Here is a 14,948-nt window from a genome sequence, read left to right on the forward strand (position 1 = left end):
ACCGCCGCGCTACGCGGCGACGAACCCAACGAAAGGGACCGCCATGACGATCACACCTCGGGACCCGTTCTCCTCGGCCTCGATCGGGCGGCGCAAGCTGCTCGCCATGGGCGGCGGCGCCATCGCCGCGGGGGCGTTCGGCGGACTCGGCGGTTTCGGCCGAGCCGGCGCCGCCGGGCGTCCCGCCACCCGCCGCCCCCGCAGCGGCGACCTGCCCAAGCTCAGCCAGTGGTACCACGAGTACGGCGAGGAAGGGGTGCGTGAGGCCGTCGAAGGGTACGCCGCCGCCTACCCCGACGCCGAGGTCTCGGTGGAGTGGGTTCCCGGCGACTACGACAACAGCCTGCTGCCCGCCGCGCTGCTCACCGACGACGGCCCCGACGTGTTCGAGGTGGGCAACGGCCCCAACATCGACATGATCCAGTCCGGCCAGGTCATCCCGCTCGGCGACATCCTCGGCGACGCCGCCGACGACTTCAACGCACCGATGATCTCGCGCCTCAGCTACGACGGCCAGCTCTGGGCCGTGCCGCAGGTGATCGACATGCAGTTCCTGGCGTTCCGACCGTCGCTGCTCGAGGAGGCGGGCGTTGCTCCCCCGACCACGCTCGACGAGCTGATCGCCGCCGCAGCCGCGCTCACCACGGGCGACCGCAAGGGCTTGTTCGTCGGCAACGACGGCGGCGTCGGCGTGCTCGGCGGGCCGTCGCTGTGGGCGGCCGGGGCCGACTACCTCACCGCCGACAACCAGTTCGGCTTCGACAACGACGCCGTCTACGCGTCGCTCGCCAAGGTCGCCGAGCTGTACGCGAGCGATTCGCTCCTGCTCGGCGCGCCGACCGACTGGAGCGATCCCGGCGCCCTGATCAACGAGCTGACGGCGATGCAGTGGACGGGGCTCTGGACGCTTCCGGCGCTGATGGAGGCCTTCGGCGACGACATCGACGTGGTCGGCTGGCCGGCGCTCGACGCGTCGACCGGAGCGCCGTCCGCACCCATCGGCGCGTATGCGTCGGCCGTCAGCGCCAAGACGGCCGACCCCGAGGCTGCCAAGGCGTTCATCAAGTGGCTGTGGGTCGACCAGACGGACTATCAGAGCGACTTCGCCCTCGGCTACGGCTTCCACATCCCGAGCCGCAACTCGCTCGCCGACGCCGCCGAGCCGCTGCAGTCCGGGGCTGCGGCCAACGCCGTGAAGCTGAGCCAGGACTACGGCCATGCCCAGTCGATGCTCCTGTGGGCGCCGGCCGCGGCAACGGCGTTCTCCGACGCGCTGTCGCGCATCATCACCGAAGGTGCCGACCCGGCGAGCGAGATCGCCGGCGTGAAGGAGATCGCCGAAGAGGAGCTGGAGCGCATCGGCGCCGGTTCGGGGAGCGCCGGCTCGGCGGCCCCCACCGAGGTGACCGCCTCGACGTCGGCGTGACTGCGCCGGCCTGACGAGTGAACATCGCTCAGGCAGAAGCGATGCCGGTGGCCCGGGCGTCCACGGCGACGCCCGGGCCACGTCGCTCATGGTGGCTCCGGCTGGCCGGTCCGCAGAACAACAACCTCTGGTTCTGGGTCTTCGTCGGGCCGTTCCTGCTCGGCCTGATCGCGTTCGTCGTCGTCCCCATCGGCTGGAGCGTCTACCTCAGCCTCTTCGAGGCTCGCAACACCGTGTCGCCGACCGAGTTCGTCGGGCTGCGCAACTACGGCGACATGCTCTCGGACCCCGTCTTCCGGTCGAGCCTCACGACGTTCCTCGCCTTCGCCGCGTTCATCGTCCCCCTCACGTTCCTGTGCTCGCTCGGGCTGGCACTGCTCGTGAACCGACTCGGCGTCGCCAAGGCGTTCTTCCGGTCGGTCTTCTTCCTGCCGGTGGCGTGCAGCTACGTGGTCGCCTCGATGATCTGGAAGCTGTCGATCTTCAACGGCGTGCGCTTCGGACTGGCCAACACCGTGCTCCGCGCGTTCGGGATGGAGGGCAGGCAATGGCTGTCCCGCCCCCATCCCCCGCAGTACTGGGTCGTCATCGTCAGCGAGCGGCTGTGGCTGCAGGTCGGCTTCTACATGCTGCTGTTCCTCGCCGGGCTCCAGCGCATTCCCCAGAACCTCTACGAGGCGGCCGCCGTCGACGGCGCCCGCTCCGCTTGGCAGACGTTCCGCTACATCACCCTGCCGCAGCTGCGCGCCACGTCCGCCGCCGTGGTCGTCCTGCTGCTGATCAACGCGTTCCAGGCGTTCGACGAGTTCTTCAACCTGATGTCGAACTTCGCCGCCGGCACGTATCCCCCGTACGCCCGGCCGCCGCTCGTGTACCTGTACTACGTCGCACTCGGCCGCAATCAGGACTTCGGACACGGGTCGGCGGGCGCGGTGATCCTCACCGCGATGATCGCCCTGTTCACCATCGTCCAGGGACGCCTCGTGGGCTTCGGGCGACGCGGGAGCTACGGGTAGCCATGGCGATGGTCCGTCCCACCGGCCCGCGGGCCGCCGTCGGCACCGGGGTGCTGTACCTCGTCGCCGGGGTCGCCGCGATCCTCTTCCTCATCCCCTTCTACCTGCTCGTCCGCAACGGCCTGTCGACCGACCTGGAGATCTCGGCGCCGGACTGGAAGCTGTTCCCCAGCACCCTGCACTTCAGCAACGTCACCGATCTCTTCGACAACCGCTCCGTCCGCTTCTCCGAAGGGCTCCGCAACTCGGTCGTCGTGTCGGTGACCCAGACGCTCGGCGCCGTGACACTGGCGTCGATGGCCGGCTACGGGCTGGCCCGGATCCCGTTCCGGTACGCCAACGCCGTCTTCGTGATGATGCTGGCCACACTGATGATCCCGGCGGCCGTCACGTTCGTCCCGAGCTTCATCCTCGTCACCGAGATCGGCTGGATCAACTCGTACCAGGGCCTGATCGTCCCCGGCATGTTCCAGGCCTTCGCCGCCTTCTTGTTCCGCCAGTACTTCATCGGCTTCCCGATCGAGCTGGAGGAGGCGGCTCGCATCGACGGTCTGTCGACGTGGGGCACCTACTGGCGCATCGTCGTGCCCAACTCGAAGTCGATCTTCGCCGCCGTCGGATCGATCACGTTCATCGCCAGCTGGAACGCCTTCCTGTGGCCGTTCGTCGTCGGCCGCAACCGCCCCACCGTGCAGGTTGCCCTGTCGTCGTTTCTCAACTCCCAGACGCCGAGGATGTCGCAGCTCTTCGCCGCGTCGGCGATCGCCATCCTCCCCCTCCTGATCGCCTTCGTCCTCCTCCAGCGCTACATCGTCGAAGGCGTCGAACGAACTGGAATAAACGGGTGATTCCTGCTGTCGCGCGGACCAAGTCGGCCCGCGCGACGATGAAGACCGGTCGAGAGGCGACCAACGATCCGGCGCCGACGGGGGATGCTCGAAGGGGGATTCCCCCTTCGATGCGGCGGAAAGCGCAGCTTGCTGCGCCGCCGCCTCTTTCAACTCCTTCGTGCGAGCGAAGCGAGCTCGATCGAACTCGCCGCAGGCGGCGAGGGAGCGCAGCGACCGACGCCGCCGAGGACGAAACTCACACGTCGTTCACATCCGCGTGGCGGGCGATGGTGGCGGAGGCGCGGCGGTTGGCGTGGGGAGGGACGTGCGGTGCGAGCTCGCCGAGGAAGGCGTAGCGTCGCACGAGGGACTGGTGATAGCTCCCCGAGCTCGAGTTGGCCTGCAGGGCGTGCCACCAGTCGACGACGTCTCCCCAGCCGGGCGCGGCGAGCGAGCCGCCGTACTGCTGCACGGACAGCGCCGAGCACAGGGCGGCGAAGGCGAGCCGGTCGGCGAGCGGCCAGCCGGCCAACGTGCCCGTCACCATCGCCGCACCGAACACGTCGCCGGCCCCGGTGGGGTCGAGCGCGTCCACCTGCAACGCCGGCACCTGGGCCTCCTCGCCGGTCGTGGCGTCGATGGCGATTGCACCGTCGGCACCGTTGGTGACGACGGCGAGCGGCACGCGGTCGGCCAGCGCGTAGAGCGCGGCGAGCGGCGAGTCGGTGCGCGTGTACGACATCGCCTCCACGGCGTTGGGCATGAACGCGTGACAATGTGCCAACTGCTCGAGCATCGACTCGGGCCATTCCTCGTCGGGATCCCAGCCGATGTCGGCGAACACCAACGCGCCGGCGCCGGCGGCGGCACGAACCCACGTCGAGTCGGCCGGCTCGACACCGCCGAGGTCGACCATCACCGCTCGCGTCGAGGGCGGCGTCCCGATCATCTCGGTGGCGGAGACCGGCGGTGGGTGGCCGTGGCTGATCATGCTGCGGTCGCGGTCGAACGAGATCGACACCGTGACCGGGCTGTGCCAGTCGGAGAACCGCCGCGAGCGACTGAGGTCGACATGCTCCTGCTCACTCAGCGTCCGCCAGCAGAAGTCGCCGTAGTCGTCGTCGCTGAACGCGGCGGCCAGCGACGTGCGCAGACCGAGCCGGCTCGACGCGATGGCGAGGTTGGCGATCCCACCAGGGCACGACGCCATGCCCTCGGCCCACACCTCGGTGCCGGGCGCCGGGGCCGTCGGCAACCCGGCGAAGATGATGTCGAGGAAGACCGTCCCCCACAGGAAGACGTCGAACTCCGGCGATGAGGGCGTGCGGGCGCGGGCGAGCGGATCGAACGACATGGGCACGACGAGTATGCCTCGCCGGGTCGGGCCACCCGCAATCAACGTCCGTCGGGCCGGCTCTCAGCCGAGCCCGTCGGCGTCGAGCCGGAGGATGGCGAGCGCCATCTGGACGGCGAAACGACGGTCGGGGTCGTCCTGGAACGGCCCGGGCTCCTCGGTGAGACGCGCCAGGCCTGGCGGAACGTGCTCGGCAGGCTGCGCAGGTCGGACGCGGCGCGGCTCGTCCTGAACACGAGCGGCATCCCAACGCGCCTCCCCAATCCGGCTCGCCCGGCTGCTCGTTCGTGAGCGCCGTTGCTTGGATCGGATCAGAGTTGATTGACTAGGGTTCCGACGTGCGATACGTGCGACACCGGGAGGTGATTCGCCGGCTCGAGGCCGAAGGGGCGCTGTCGGTCGAGCAACTGTGTGCGGCCGCCGCCGTGAGCCCGGCGACGATGCGCCGCGACCTCGATGCGCTCGCCTCCGAAGGTCTCATCGACCGGGTGCGAGGCGGTGCCGTGATCCGCCGCGCTGTCGACGCCGACACGGCCCGACCCTTCGCCCAGGTGGTCACCGCCGACGCCGACGACAAGGCCGCCGTCGCCCGGCGCGCCGCGTCCCTCGTCGACGACGGCGACGTCGTGCTGCTCGACATCGGCACCACCACGATGATGCTCGCCCGGCAACTGTGCGGTCGCCCGATCACCGTGATCACGGCCAGCCTCGCCGTCCTCGACGTCCTGCGCGACGACCCGACTGTCGACCTCATCATCCTCGGCGGTCACGTCCGCAGGACCTACCACTCCCTCGTCGGTGCGCTGACCGAAGGCGCGCTTCGCGACGTGCGGGCGAACATCGCCTTCCTCGGCGCCAGCGGCGTCCGGCCCGACGGGACCGTGCTCGACACGACCGCGGTCGAGGTGCCGGTCAAGCGTTCCCTGCTGCGGTCCGCCGACCGGGCCGTGCTGCTGGCCGACCGGCACAAGTTCCCCGGAGCCGGCGTGCTGCGGGTGTGCGGCATCGGCGATCTCGGCGGTGTGGTCACCAACGCCGGCGCCGATCGCGCCACACTCGACACTGCTCGGGACGCCGGGGTCGAGGTGTGGACGGCGTGACGAGGCGGGCGCGGTGAAGCTCACCATGCTCGGCGGTGGCGGGTTCCGCACGCCACTCGTGTACCGGGCCCTGCTGGACGATGTCGCCGACCGTCGCATCGACCGCGTCACGCTGTACGACATCGACGCCGGCCGGCTCGCCGCCATCGGTCACGTGCTCGACCAGCTCGCCGCAGGGTCACCCACGGCCCCCGCCGTCGAGACCACCACCGATCTCGACGCCGCGCTCGAGGGCGCCGATTTCGTGTTCTCGGCGGTCCGTGTCGGCGGCTTGGACGGCCGCGTCGCCGACGAGCGTGTCGCCCTCGACCTCGGTGTGCTCGGCCAGGAGACCACCGGGCCCGGTGGCGTGGCGTTCGGACTGCGCACGATCCCGGTCGCCGTCGACATCGCCCGGCGCGTCACCCGGCTCGCCCCGGACGCCTGGGTGATCAACTTCACCAACCCGGCGGGGATGATCACCGAGGCGATGCGAGCCGTCCTCGGCGACCGGGTGATCGGCATCTGCGACTCGCCGATGGGGTTGGCGCAGCGGGCGCAGCGGGCGCTGCACCTCGACGGTGTCGACGCCGGCATCGACTACGCCGGGCTGAACCATCTCGGCTGGCTGCAGGGGCTCACAGTGAACGGCGCCGACCGCCTGCCCGATCTCGTGGCCGACGCCGATGCCTTGGCCGGCACCGAGGAGGGTCAGCTGTTCGGCGCCGACTGGATCGCGTCGCTCGGCGCCGTGCCCAACGAGTACCTGTACTACTACTACTTCACCCGTGATGCGCTGGCGGCGATCGTCGGCACCGCCGAGACCCGCGGCGAGTTCCTCCTGCGCCAGCAGGCCGACTTCTATCGCGCCGTCGCCGAGCTCCCCGGCTCGGCCCTGGCCACGTGGAATCGGGTGCGCGTCGAGCGCAACGCCACCTACATGCAGGAGACCCGGGGTGCCGAGCACGCCCGCGACGACGCCGACATCGAAGACGGCGGCTACGAGCGGGTGGCCGTGGCGCTGATGGCGGCGATCGCACGCGACGAGCCGGCCGAGCTCATTCTCAACGTCCCGAACGGCGAGACGCTCCCGGGGTTGCCTGCCGACGCCGTGATCGAGGTGCCCTGCGCCGTCGATTCGCATGGTCCCCGACCGCGTTCGGTGAGCCCGCTCCCGATGCACGGTCTCGGTCTCGTGCAGCAGGTGAAGGCCGTCGAACGCCTCACGATTGCCGCCGCCCTCGAGGGGTCCGAACGCATGGCGGTGGAGGCGCTCGCGCTGCACCCGCTCGTCGATTCGGTCACCGTGGCCCGCCAACTCCTCGCCGGCTACCGCCAGCGCATCCCCTCCCTCGCCACCATCTTCTCCGCATCGCCCAAAACCTGATTCTCAGCCGTCTCCGGTTGCAGAAATGCAACGTGAGAAGCACACGAATTCAGGACGCCTGCTCGAGAACCCGAAACTTACGGGCGATCGCGCGGCCAACAGCCGCGAGATCCTTGCGGTCCTCCTCGTTGAACCGCAGCGTCGTCCAGCCGAGCTCGGCGAGCTCCTTGTCCCGCGCCGCGTCGCGGGCTGCTGAGTGGGCATGGCCTTCGTGGTACTCGCTGTGGCCCGGTTCGACGGCCAGCTTGACGTCCGGCCACGCAACGTCGATGTGCACGGGTCCGTACGAGAGCATCACGCGGAACTGTTTCTGCGGCTCCGGCAATCCGACGAGTCGTGCGGCCTGGACGACATCGACCTCGAAGTCGCTCTGCATGGGCCGGGCACGTACGCCGACCTTGCCGAGCCACCACAGCGTCCGGGCCACCCCGGAACGGCCGCTGCGGCGATACGTCTCGACGTATTCACGCATGCCGTCCGGCGTGATCAACTTTCGGTTCCAGGCCTTCTCCGCGAGGTGCTCGAACCGCCGGTCGTCGGTGAGCGACGCAATGGTGAACAGCATGGGCTCGGGCCGCTCGAGCCGAAAACCGTCGACCACCACCACGTCAGGCTCGTCGTGCCAGTTCGACTGGCTGCGCCGAACCCACGACGGCAATCGCGATTGCTGGTGGCTGTGCGAGCGGAAGCCGAGGTTGCGCCTCGGCACCATCGCGTGGATGCGCCGGCCGGCGACCTCGGTGACGCCGTGCAGCCACATCGCCGTGAACGCCGACAGGAACGTGTCGGGTGCACCGTGAAGTTGCACCGCCATCGCTCTGGTGAGCGGAGTCTCCGGAACGCTCGCGAGACGCACGACCCCGGGCAGTATCTCGTCCACGTCACCCCGCTGCATCCACCGCCACACCGTCACTCGGTGGCAGCCGACGTCGCCGAGTTGACGGACGGCCGCAACGCCATGTTGGGCGAGGAAGAGGGCGTGGATCTCGGGACTCGTCTTCACACCTCTCCGGTGCGTCGCCCGAAGCCCGAATCGGAAGAGGAATCTTCGCCGCGGTCCCAGAATCCCCAGCGCGAGAACTCGTGTACTTCTCTAGTTGCAGACATGCAACCGGAGACGGCTGAGAATCAGGTTTTGGGGGGGACGGAGCGGGAGTGGGTGACGTCGTAGGTGGCGCGGAGGGCGTGCATAGATGCGTCGAAGGAGGCGGTGGCGACGCCGATGAACAGGCAGTCGACCACCATCAGCTGAGCGATGCGGCTGCCCAGGGCACCGGAGCGGAACTGGGTCTCACGACCGGCGGTGGTGAGCACGACGTCGGACTGCTCCCCGAGCGGTGATGCTGCGTGGTTCGTGATGCCCACGGTGACCGCGCCGACCGACCGGGCGATGCGCAGGAACTCGACGGAGTCCGCCGTGCCGCCGCTGTAGGACACGCCGACGGCGACACAGCCGGCGCCGAGCGTGGCGGCCGACGTCCACGCCGAGTGCGGATCGGGCCAGTTCACCGCCATCCGCCCGATGCGGGCCAGCTTGTGCTGGAGGTCGACGCTCACGATCGCACTGGCCCCGACGCCGAACGTGTCGACGCGATGGGCGGCGCCGACGGCGGCCACCGCCCGCGCGAGGGCGCCGGTGTCGAGGGCGGCGGCCGTGTCGGCGATCGACAGCGTCTCGGTCATCGCCACCTTGGCGACGATGTCGGCGAGCGAGTCGTCACGGTCGATGTCGCCCGACACCGTGAACCGGTCGGCGGTGGCGAGATCCTCCCGCGTCGCCGCGCGAGCGAGATCGACCCGCAGGTCGCGGAACCTGGAGTAGCCGATCTGCTGCGTGCAGCGCAGCACCGACGTGGTCGACGTGCCCACCTTCTCGGCGAGCTCGGCCACCGACAGGTTGGCCACCTCCTGCGGCTGGGCGAGCAGGAACGCGGCGATGCGGCGCTCGGACGGCCGCAGCCCCGGCATCGCCGCTCGGATGCGGACCATCACCGTGCGGGGATCGACCGATCGCGCGTCGCTCATCGCCGCCATTCTTAGCAGTCCGGACTTTTGATACACAGATGCTGCATCTGCTGTACTGTTCATCCAACGACGCCGGGCACCGACCGGCGCACGATCCGGGGAGGGCCACCGTGTCCCACTTGTCTCGATCAACCACCGTCCGCAAGGGCGCGGGGGTCGCCTCGCTCGCCGCGCTCGCCGTGGGCGGACTCGTCACCACCGCATCGGCCAGCACCGCCAGCGAGGGTGGCGGCGATCTGGTCATCGGCGTGACCTCCGACCCCGACACGCTGTTCCCCTGGAAGGCAACGCAGTTCCAGGCCGTCAACGTGCTGCAGAACATCTACGGCACACTCACCGAGTTCGATCAGGACCTCAACGTCGTCCCCGGCCTCGCCGAGTCGTGGGAGGTGTCCGAAGACGGCCTCACGGTGACCTTCCACCTCCGAGAAGGCGTCACGTTCGCCGACGGCAGCGAGTTCGACTCGGCCGACGTGGTCGCGTCGCTCGAGGGCATCCAGCTCGAGGAGAACGCCGCCGTCGCCCGCACCACACTCGCGTCGGTCAGCGCCATCGAGGCGCCCGACGCCCAGACGGTCGTGCTCACGCTGAGCGCCCCCGACGCCGCCCTGCCGGCGGGCCTCGCCACGGTCAACATGGCGATGCTCTCGTCGGATGACACGGAGGAGGCGCTCAACACCGAGCCCAACGGCACAGGGCCCTACTCCTTCGACTCCCGCGTCCCGTCGCAGTCGCTCACGCTCGTCGCCAACGACGAGTTCTGGGGCGATGCCCCGACGCTGGGCTCGATCGAGTTCCGGGTCATCCCCGACGAGACCTCGATCGCCTCGGCGATGCAGTCGGGCAACGTGCAGTTCGCCGTCTTCGACGATCCGCTCGTGGCCGAGACGCTCGGCGGCGACGTCACGGTCGAGGCCACGCCGCAGCTGAGCTACCACGTGCTGCAGCTCAACGCCACCCGTGGCGACCTCGCCGACGTCAACGTCCGCCTGGCCATCCAGTGCGCCATCGACCGCCAGGAGGTGCTCGACACGGCGGCCTTCGGCGAGGGTGAGATCACCGGCCCGATCACGTCGCCGGCCTTCCGCTCCGATCCCGCCGCCCGCCCCTGCCCCGAGCGTGACCTCGACAAGGCCGCCGAGTACCTCGAGGCCGCCGGCCTGCCCGACGGCGTGACGTTCACGGCCATCGTGTCGCAGGGCGAGTACGCCACGTCGGTGGCCGAGGCCCAGAGCATCCAGGCCCAGCTCGCCGACGCCAACATCACGATGGACATCGAGACGCTCGAGTCGGGCGCGTACGTCGATCGCTGGGTCGCCGCCGACTTCGAGGCCGCCGTCGCCCTCAACGGCGGTCGGCCCGACCCCGACAGCATGTACGGGCGCTACTTCACGAGCACCGGCAACCTCAACCAGGTGGCCGGCTACAGCTCGGACACGCTCGACGAGCTGTTCGCCGCCGGCAAGGCCGAGACCGACGAGGCCGCCCGCGTGGAGATCTACAACCAGATCTCGGCCGAGCTGGAGAACAACGCGGCGTGGATCTGGCTGTTCACCAGCTACACCTACACGGCGACGACGCCCGACGTGAGCGGGTTCGTGCCGATGACCAACGGCTCGCTCCAGTACCTGCGGACGACCACCGTCGGCTGATCCCCCCGGTTCGGGACGGGCGGCCGCACCCGCCCGTCCCGACAACCGGTCGCGCCGCCGCTCGACGCGCCCCGATGCTTCACTTCCTCCGTCACCCCCTCGCGCGCCGCCTCCGGGACGTCGTCGCCACACTGTTCGGCGTCGCCGTCGCCGTGTTCGTGATGCTGCGCGCCATCCCCGGTGACCAGATCACCGCCGGCCTCGGCACCGAGGCCGCCGCCCTGACCCCGGCGCAGCGGGCCGCCCTGACCGACTACTACGGACTCGATCGGCCGCTCCCGGTGCAGTTCTTCTCGTGGCTCGGCAACGTCTTCACCGGCAACCTCGGCTACTCCTCTCGTGCGCAGACGAGCGTCGTCGATCTCACCCTCGATGCCCTCCCCGTCACGCTCGAGCTGGCGATCCTCGCCATCGTCCTCTCGCTGCTGATCGGCATCCCGCTCGGGTTGCTGTCGGCGTCGAAGCCCAACTCGGTGCGTGACGCGGCCGGTCAGGTCGTCGGCCTCGCCGGGCTGTCGATCCCCTCGTTCCTGCTGGCGACCGTGCTGCTCACCGTGCTCGCCTCGACCTACCACTTCAACCCCAACGGCAAGGCGTTCGCCACGCTCGTCGACGACCCCTGGCTCAACCTGCAGCAGATGCTGTTGCCGGCACTGGTGTTGGGGTTCGGGATCGCCGCGCCGATCATGCGCACCACCCGCACGGCGGTGCTCGAGGTGCGATCGCAGGACTTCATCCGCACCGCCGTGGCCAAGGGCGTGCCGCCCCGCCGGCTCCAGGTGCGACACGTGCTGCGCAACGCCCTCGTTCCCATCGTCACGATGGCGGGCCTGCAGTTCGGCTACCTGCTCGGTGGCGCCGTCGTCGTGGAGCAGATCTTCTCCGTTCCCGGCATCGGGCGCCAGGTGTTGCTCGGCATCCAGCAGAAGGAGTACGCCGTCGTGCAGAGCACCGTGCTGGTGATCGCCGTCGCCTTCGTGCTCGTCAACATGGCGACCGATGTGCTCTACCGGGTGATCGACCCCCGGGTGCGTGCGTCGTGAGCGAAGCGAGCGACTGCCGCCCGCGCCGCCCCGGGAGGCGCAGTGACTGAGCTGCAGACCGCTGTGCCGGCGGACGCCACTGCGGTCGTCGCCGGTGGGGCCCGTCACGGCCGCGTCCGGGCCCTGCTGCGCAATCCGAGCGGCGTGATCGGCCTGGCGCTGCTGGCGATCCCGCTCATCCTGGCCGTCATCGACCGGCTCGGCGTGCTCCCCTACACCCCGACCGAGCAGAACGCGCCCGACCGCCTGCAGGGTCCGTCGGGCGACCATCTCTTCGGCACCGACCAGTTCGGTCGCGACCTGCTCGCCCGCGTGGCCGGCGGCGTCGCCAACTCGCTGCTCGTGGCGTTCCTCGCCGTCGCCGTCGCCGCGGTCGTCGGCACGCTCGCCGGCCTCGTCGCCGGGTTCTACCGCGGGGCGGCCGACAGCGTGATCGGCGCCGTGTCCAACGTGATCTTCGCCTTCCCGCCGCTCCTGCTCGCCCTCTGCGTGGCGTCGGTCGTCGACCGCAACCGCGTCACGGTGGCGTTGTCGATCGCCATCGTGTACGTGCCGATCTTCACCCGTGTCGTGCGCGGCCCGGTGCTGAGCCTGCGCGAGGTCGAGTTCGTGAGGGCGGCGACGGCGACCGGCCAGAGCCGCCTGTCGGTGATGCTGCGGCACGTCCTGCCCAACGTCACGCCGATCCTCGTCGTGCAGATCACCCTGTCGCTGTCGTGGGCCGTGCTCACCGAGGCGGCGCTCAGCTTCCTCGGCCTCGGCATCCCGTTGCCGTCGGCATCGCTCGGCTCGATGATCTACGAGGCCCGCACCCTCATGTATCGCTCGCCGGCGACGATGGTCTTCCCGGGCGTCGTCGTGGTGCTCATCGTCGTGAGTCTCAATCTGCTCGGCGACGGCCTGCGCGACACGCTCGATCCCCGTGCGACCACCCGGAACGGAACTGCATGAATCGCATCGACCGCACCGACGTTGCGGACCACGCCCCCAACGATGACAGCGACACCGACACCGGAGCTGGGCTCATGACGTCGCTCACCACCGAGGCCGGCGATCCCCGCTACGCCCACATCGACGAGCTGCCGACCGCGGCGCTCGCCGACCTGATGAACGATGCCGACGCCACCGTGCCCGCCGCCGTGCGGCGGGCCCTGCCGTCGATCGTTCCCGCGATCGACGCGATCGCCGCACGCATGAAGGGGGGCGGAGGGCTGCTCTATGTCGGCGCCGGAACCTCCGGCCGCCTGGGGGTGCTCGACGCCTCGGAGTGCCCGCCGACGTTCGGCACCGCGCCGTCCCTCGTGCGCGGGATCATCGCCGGAGGCCCGCCGGCGATCATCACGCCCGTCGAGGGCGCCGAGGACGACCCGGTCGCCGGCGCCGCAGCCATCGACGACGCCGTGGTCACCGCCGCCGACGCCGTCGTCGGCATCGCCTCGAGCGGTCGGACGCCGTACGTGATCGGCGCCATCCGGCGGGCCGCCGAGCTGGGCGCCCTCACCGTCGGCCTGTCGTGCAACGCCGGCGCCCCGCTCGGTGCAGCAGCCGAGATGTCCATCGAGGTGCCGGTCGGTCCGGAGATCGTGGCCGGCTCGACGCGGCTCAAGGCGGGGACGGCACAGAAGCTCGTCCTCAACATGATCTCGACGATCGTGATGGTGCGCCTCGGCAAGACCTACGGCAACTTGATGGTGGACCTCGTCCCGACGAACGAGAAGCTGCGCCGGCGAGCGATCAGGATCGTCGGCGAGATCGCCGAGGTCTCTGCCTCCGAGTCACGAGCAGCGCTCGACGCGACGGCCTTCGACATCAAGGCCGCGGTGCTGGTGGCGGCGCTCGGCCTGTCGCCCCAGGACGCCACAACCCGGCTGGACAGGAACGGCGGCCATCTGCGCCGCGCGATGGAGGAACGGCGATGAGCACGACCATGACGGTGCTGGGGATGATCTCAGGCACGTCGCACGACGGCATCGACGCCGCGGTCGTCGACTTCTCGTTCGCCGATGACGGGGTCCTCGAGGGAATCGTCGGACACCGCAGCGTCACCCCCTACGACCCGGGCCTACGTTCCCGCCTGCGTAGCGCCCTGCCGCCCACGCCCACCACGCTCTCGGAGATCTGCCAGCTCGACACGCTCATCGGCCAGGCCTTCGCCGAGGTCGCCGCGGGTGCCGAGCGGGCCACACGGGCCGCCGGGCGGCCGCTCGACGCGATCGCATCGCACGGCCAGACCGTGTTCCACTGGGTCGACGGCACCACCCCGCTCGGCACCCTGCAGATCGGTCAGCCGGCGTGGATCGCCGAGCGCACGGGGGTGCCCGTGGTGTCCGATGTGCGCATCCGGGACATGACCGTCGGCGGCCAGGGGGCTCCGCTGGTGGCCTTCCTCGACACCCTGCTGCTGCGCGGCCGTGCCAGCGGCGCCGGCATCGCCGCGCTCAACCTCGGCGGCATCTCCAACATGACGGTGCTGCTGCCCGGACGCGATCCGTACGCCTACGACATCGGGCCGGCCAACGCCCTGCTCGACGCCGTCATCGCCGACCGCCCACTCCGGAACGGAACGTCCGACTCCCCCGGGTATGACGAGGACGGGCGGATCGCGGCGAGTGGCGCGGTGGACGACGCGCTGCTGAGCGTCCTGCTCGAGGAGCCGTACTACGCCCTGCCGGTCCCGAAGACCACGGGCAAGGAATTGTTCCACCTCGAGTACGTCCAGGCTGCGCTCGCTCGGTCCGGCCGGGAGCCGGCGCTGCCCGACCTCCTGGCCACGCTCACCGAGCTGACGGCCGTCACGGTCGCTCACGACGTGAAGGCCGCCGGGATCGGCACCCTCGTGGTGTCCGGAGGAGGCTGCGCCAACGGCTTCCTGATGAGACGACTCGCTTCCGCCCTGGACGGTGTCGAGCTCGTGCGCTCCGATGAGCTCGGCGCCCCGACCGACACCAAGGAGGCGATCGCCTTCGCCATGATCGGATGGTGCACGCTCCACGGCGTCCCCGCCAACGAGCCGACCGCGACCGGTGCCGCCGAGCGGCGCGTGCTCGGAACGATCACGCCGGGCCGCACTCCGCTCGTCCTTCCCCCGCCCCACGAGACACCGCTGCCTGCGCTGCGGCTGACGGTCAGGGGTTGA

At 70.2% G+C, this 14,948-nt stretch carries 13 protein-coding genes; 10 read left to right on the forward strand and 3 right to left on the reverse strand.

The window, feature by feature from the left end:
- The first annotated feature begins 43 nt into the window (after positions 1–43).
- Genes DN771_RS16775 through DN771_RS16785 form a run of 3 tightly spaced genes read left to right on the forward strand, consistent with a single transcriptional unit; the run spans position 44 to position 3,290 of the window.
- Positions 44–1,426, forward strand: coding sequence for an ABC transporter substrate-binding protein (locus DN771_RS16775; protein ID WP_193615378.1), 1,383 nt, complete (start codon positions 44–46; stop codon positions 1,424–1,426).
- A 41-nt stretch (positions 1,427–1,467) separates the two neighbouring features.
- Entirely contained in the window at positions 1,468–2,442 is a 975-nt protein-coding gene (locus DN771_RS16780) for a carbohydrate ABC transporter permease (RefSeq protein WP_116998732.1), read from the forward strand.
- 2 nt (positions 2,443–2,444) lie between these two features.
- The gene (locus tag DN771_RS16785) at positions 2,445–3,290 is read left to right on the forward strand and encodes a carbohydrate ABC transporter permease (protein WP_116998693.1); all 846 of its coding nucleotides are present in this window, start codon (positions 2,445–2,447) and stop codon (positions 3,288–3,290) included.
- Between the two features lie 238 nt (positions 3,291–3,528).
- Here DN771_RS16785 and DN771_RS16790 read toward each other — a convergent pair whose 3' ends face one another.
- Positions 3,529–4,626: a carbohydrate kinase family protein gene (locus DN771_RS16790; RefSeq protein WP_116998694.1), complete on the reverse strand. Its 1,098-nt coding sequence runs from the start codon at positions 4,624–4,626 to the stop codon at positions 3,529–3,531.
- Positions 4,627–4,964: 338 nt separating this feature from the next.
- Between DN771_RS16790 and DN771_RS16795 the strand changes: the two genes are divergently transcribed.
- Together DN771_RS16795 and DN771_RS16800 are read left to right on the forward strand one after the other, a co-directional pair.
- Positions 4,965–5,726, forward strand: a complete 762-nt coding sequence (locus tag DN771_RS16795; RefSeq protein ID WP_116998695.1) for a DeoR/GlpR family DNA-binding transcription regulator — start codon at positions 4,965–4,967, stop codon at positions 5,724–5,726.
- 13 nt (positions 5,727–5,739) lie between these two features.
- Positions 5,740–7,092, forward strand: a complete 1,353-nt coding sequence (locus DN771_RS16800) for a 6-phospho-beta-glucosidase (protein WP_116998696.1) — start codon at positions 5,740–5,742, stop codon at positions 7,090–7,092.
- 49 nt (positions 7,093–7,141) lie between these two features.
- On the opposite strand, the gene DN771_RS16805 is transcribed toward DN771_RS16800, so the two are convergent.
- A complete protein-coding gene (locus DN771_RS16805) occupies positions 7,142–8,095 on the reverse strand; it encodes a DUF559 domain-containing protein (protein ID WP_116998697.1) in 954 nt (317 codons plus the stop codon).
- Between the two features lie 125 nt (positions 8,096–8,220).
- Positions 8,221–9,117: a MurR/RpiR family transcriptional regulator gene (locus DN771_RS16810; RefSeq protein WP_205528629.1), complete on the reverse strand. Its 897-nt coding sequence runs from the start codon at positions 9,115–9,117 to the stop codon at positions 8,221–8,223.
- 119 nt (positions 9,118–9,236) lie between these two features.
- Here DN771_RS16810 and DN771_RS16815 point away from each other — a divergent pair, with 119 nt between their 5' ends.
- The 5 genes from DN771_RS16815 to DN771_RS16835 all read left to right on the forward strand — a co-directional run bounded on the left by DN771_RS16815 (position 9,237) and on the right by DN771_RS16835 (position 14,948).
- A complete protein-coding gene (locus DN771_RS16815) occupies positions 9,237–10,769 on the forward strand; it encodes an ABC transporter substrate-binding protein (RefSeq protein WP_205528630.1) in 1,533 nt (510 codons plus the stop codon).
- Between the two features lie 74 nt (positions 10,770–10,843).
- Positions 10,844–11,812, forward strand: coding sequence for an ABC transporter permease (locus tag DN771_RS16820; RefSeq protein ID WP_116998700.1), 969 nt, complete (start codon positions 10,844–10,846; stop codon positions 11,810–11,812).
- A 42-nt stretch (positions 11,813–11,854) separates the two neighbouring features.
- Complete coding sequence (locus DN771_RS16825) at positions 11,855–12,763, forward strand: ABC transporter permease (protein WP_205528631.1); 909 nt, start codon at positions 11,855–11,857, stop codon at positions 12,761–12,763.
- On the forward strand, positions 12,760–13,731 hold the full coding sequence (gene murQ, locus DN771_RS16830; RefSeq protein WP_227462385.1) for an N-acetylmuramic acid 6-phosphate etherase: 972 nt from the start codon (positions 12,760–12,762) through the stop codon (positions 13,729–13,731). Before DN771_RS16825 ends, murQ begins: the two co-directional genes overlap by 4 nt.
- Positions 13,728–14,948: an anhydro-N-acetylmuramic acid kinase gene (locus tag DN771_RS16835; protein WP_205528632.1), complete on the forward strand. Its 1,221-nt coding sequence runs from the start codon at positions 13,728–13,730 to the stop codon at positions 14,946–14,948. Before murQ ends, DN771_RS16835 begins: the two co-directional genes overlap by 4 nt.

The sequence above is a fragment of the Desertimonas flava genome (assembly GCF_003426815.1).
GTDB classification, from domain to species: Bacteria; Actinomycetota; Acidimicrobiia; order Acidimicrobiales; family Ilumatobacteraceae; genus Desertimonas; species Desertimonas flava.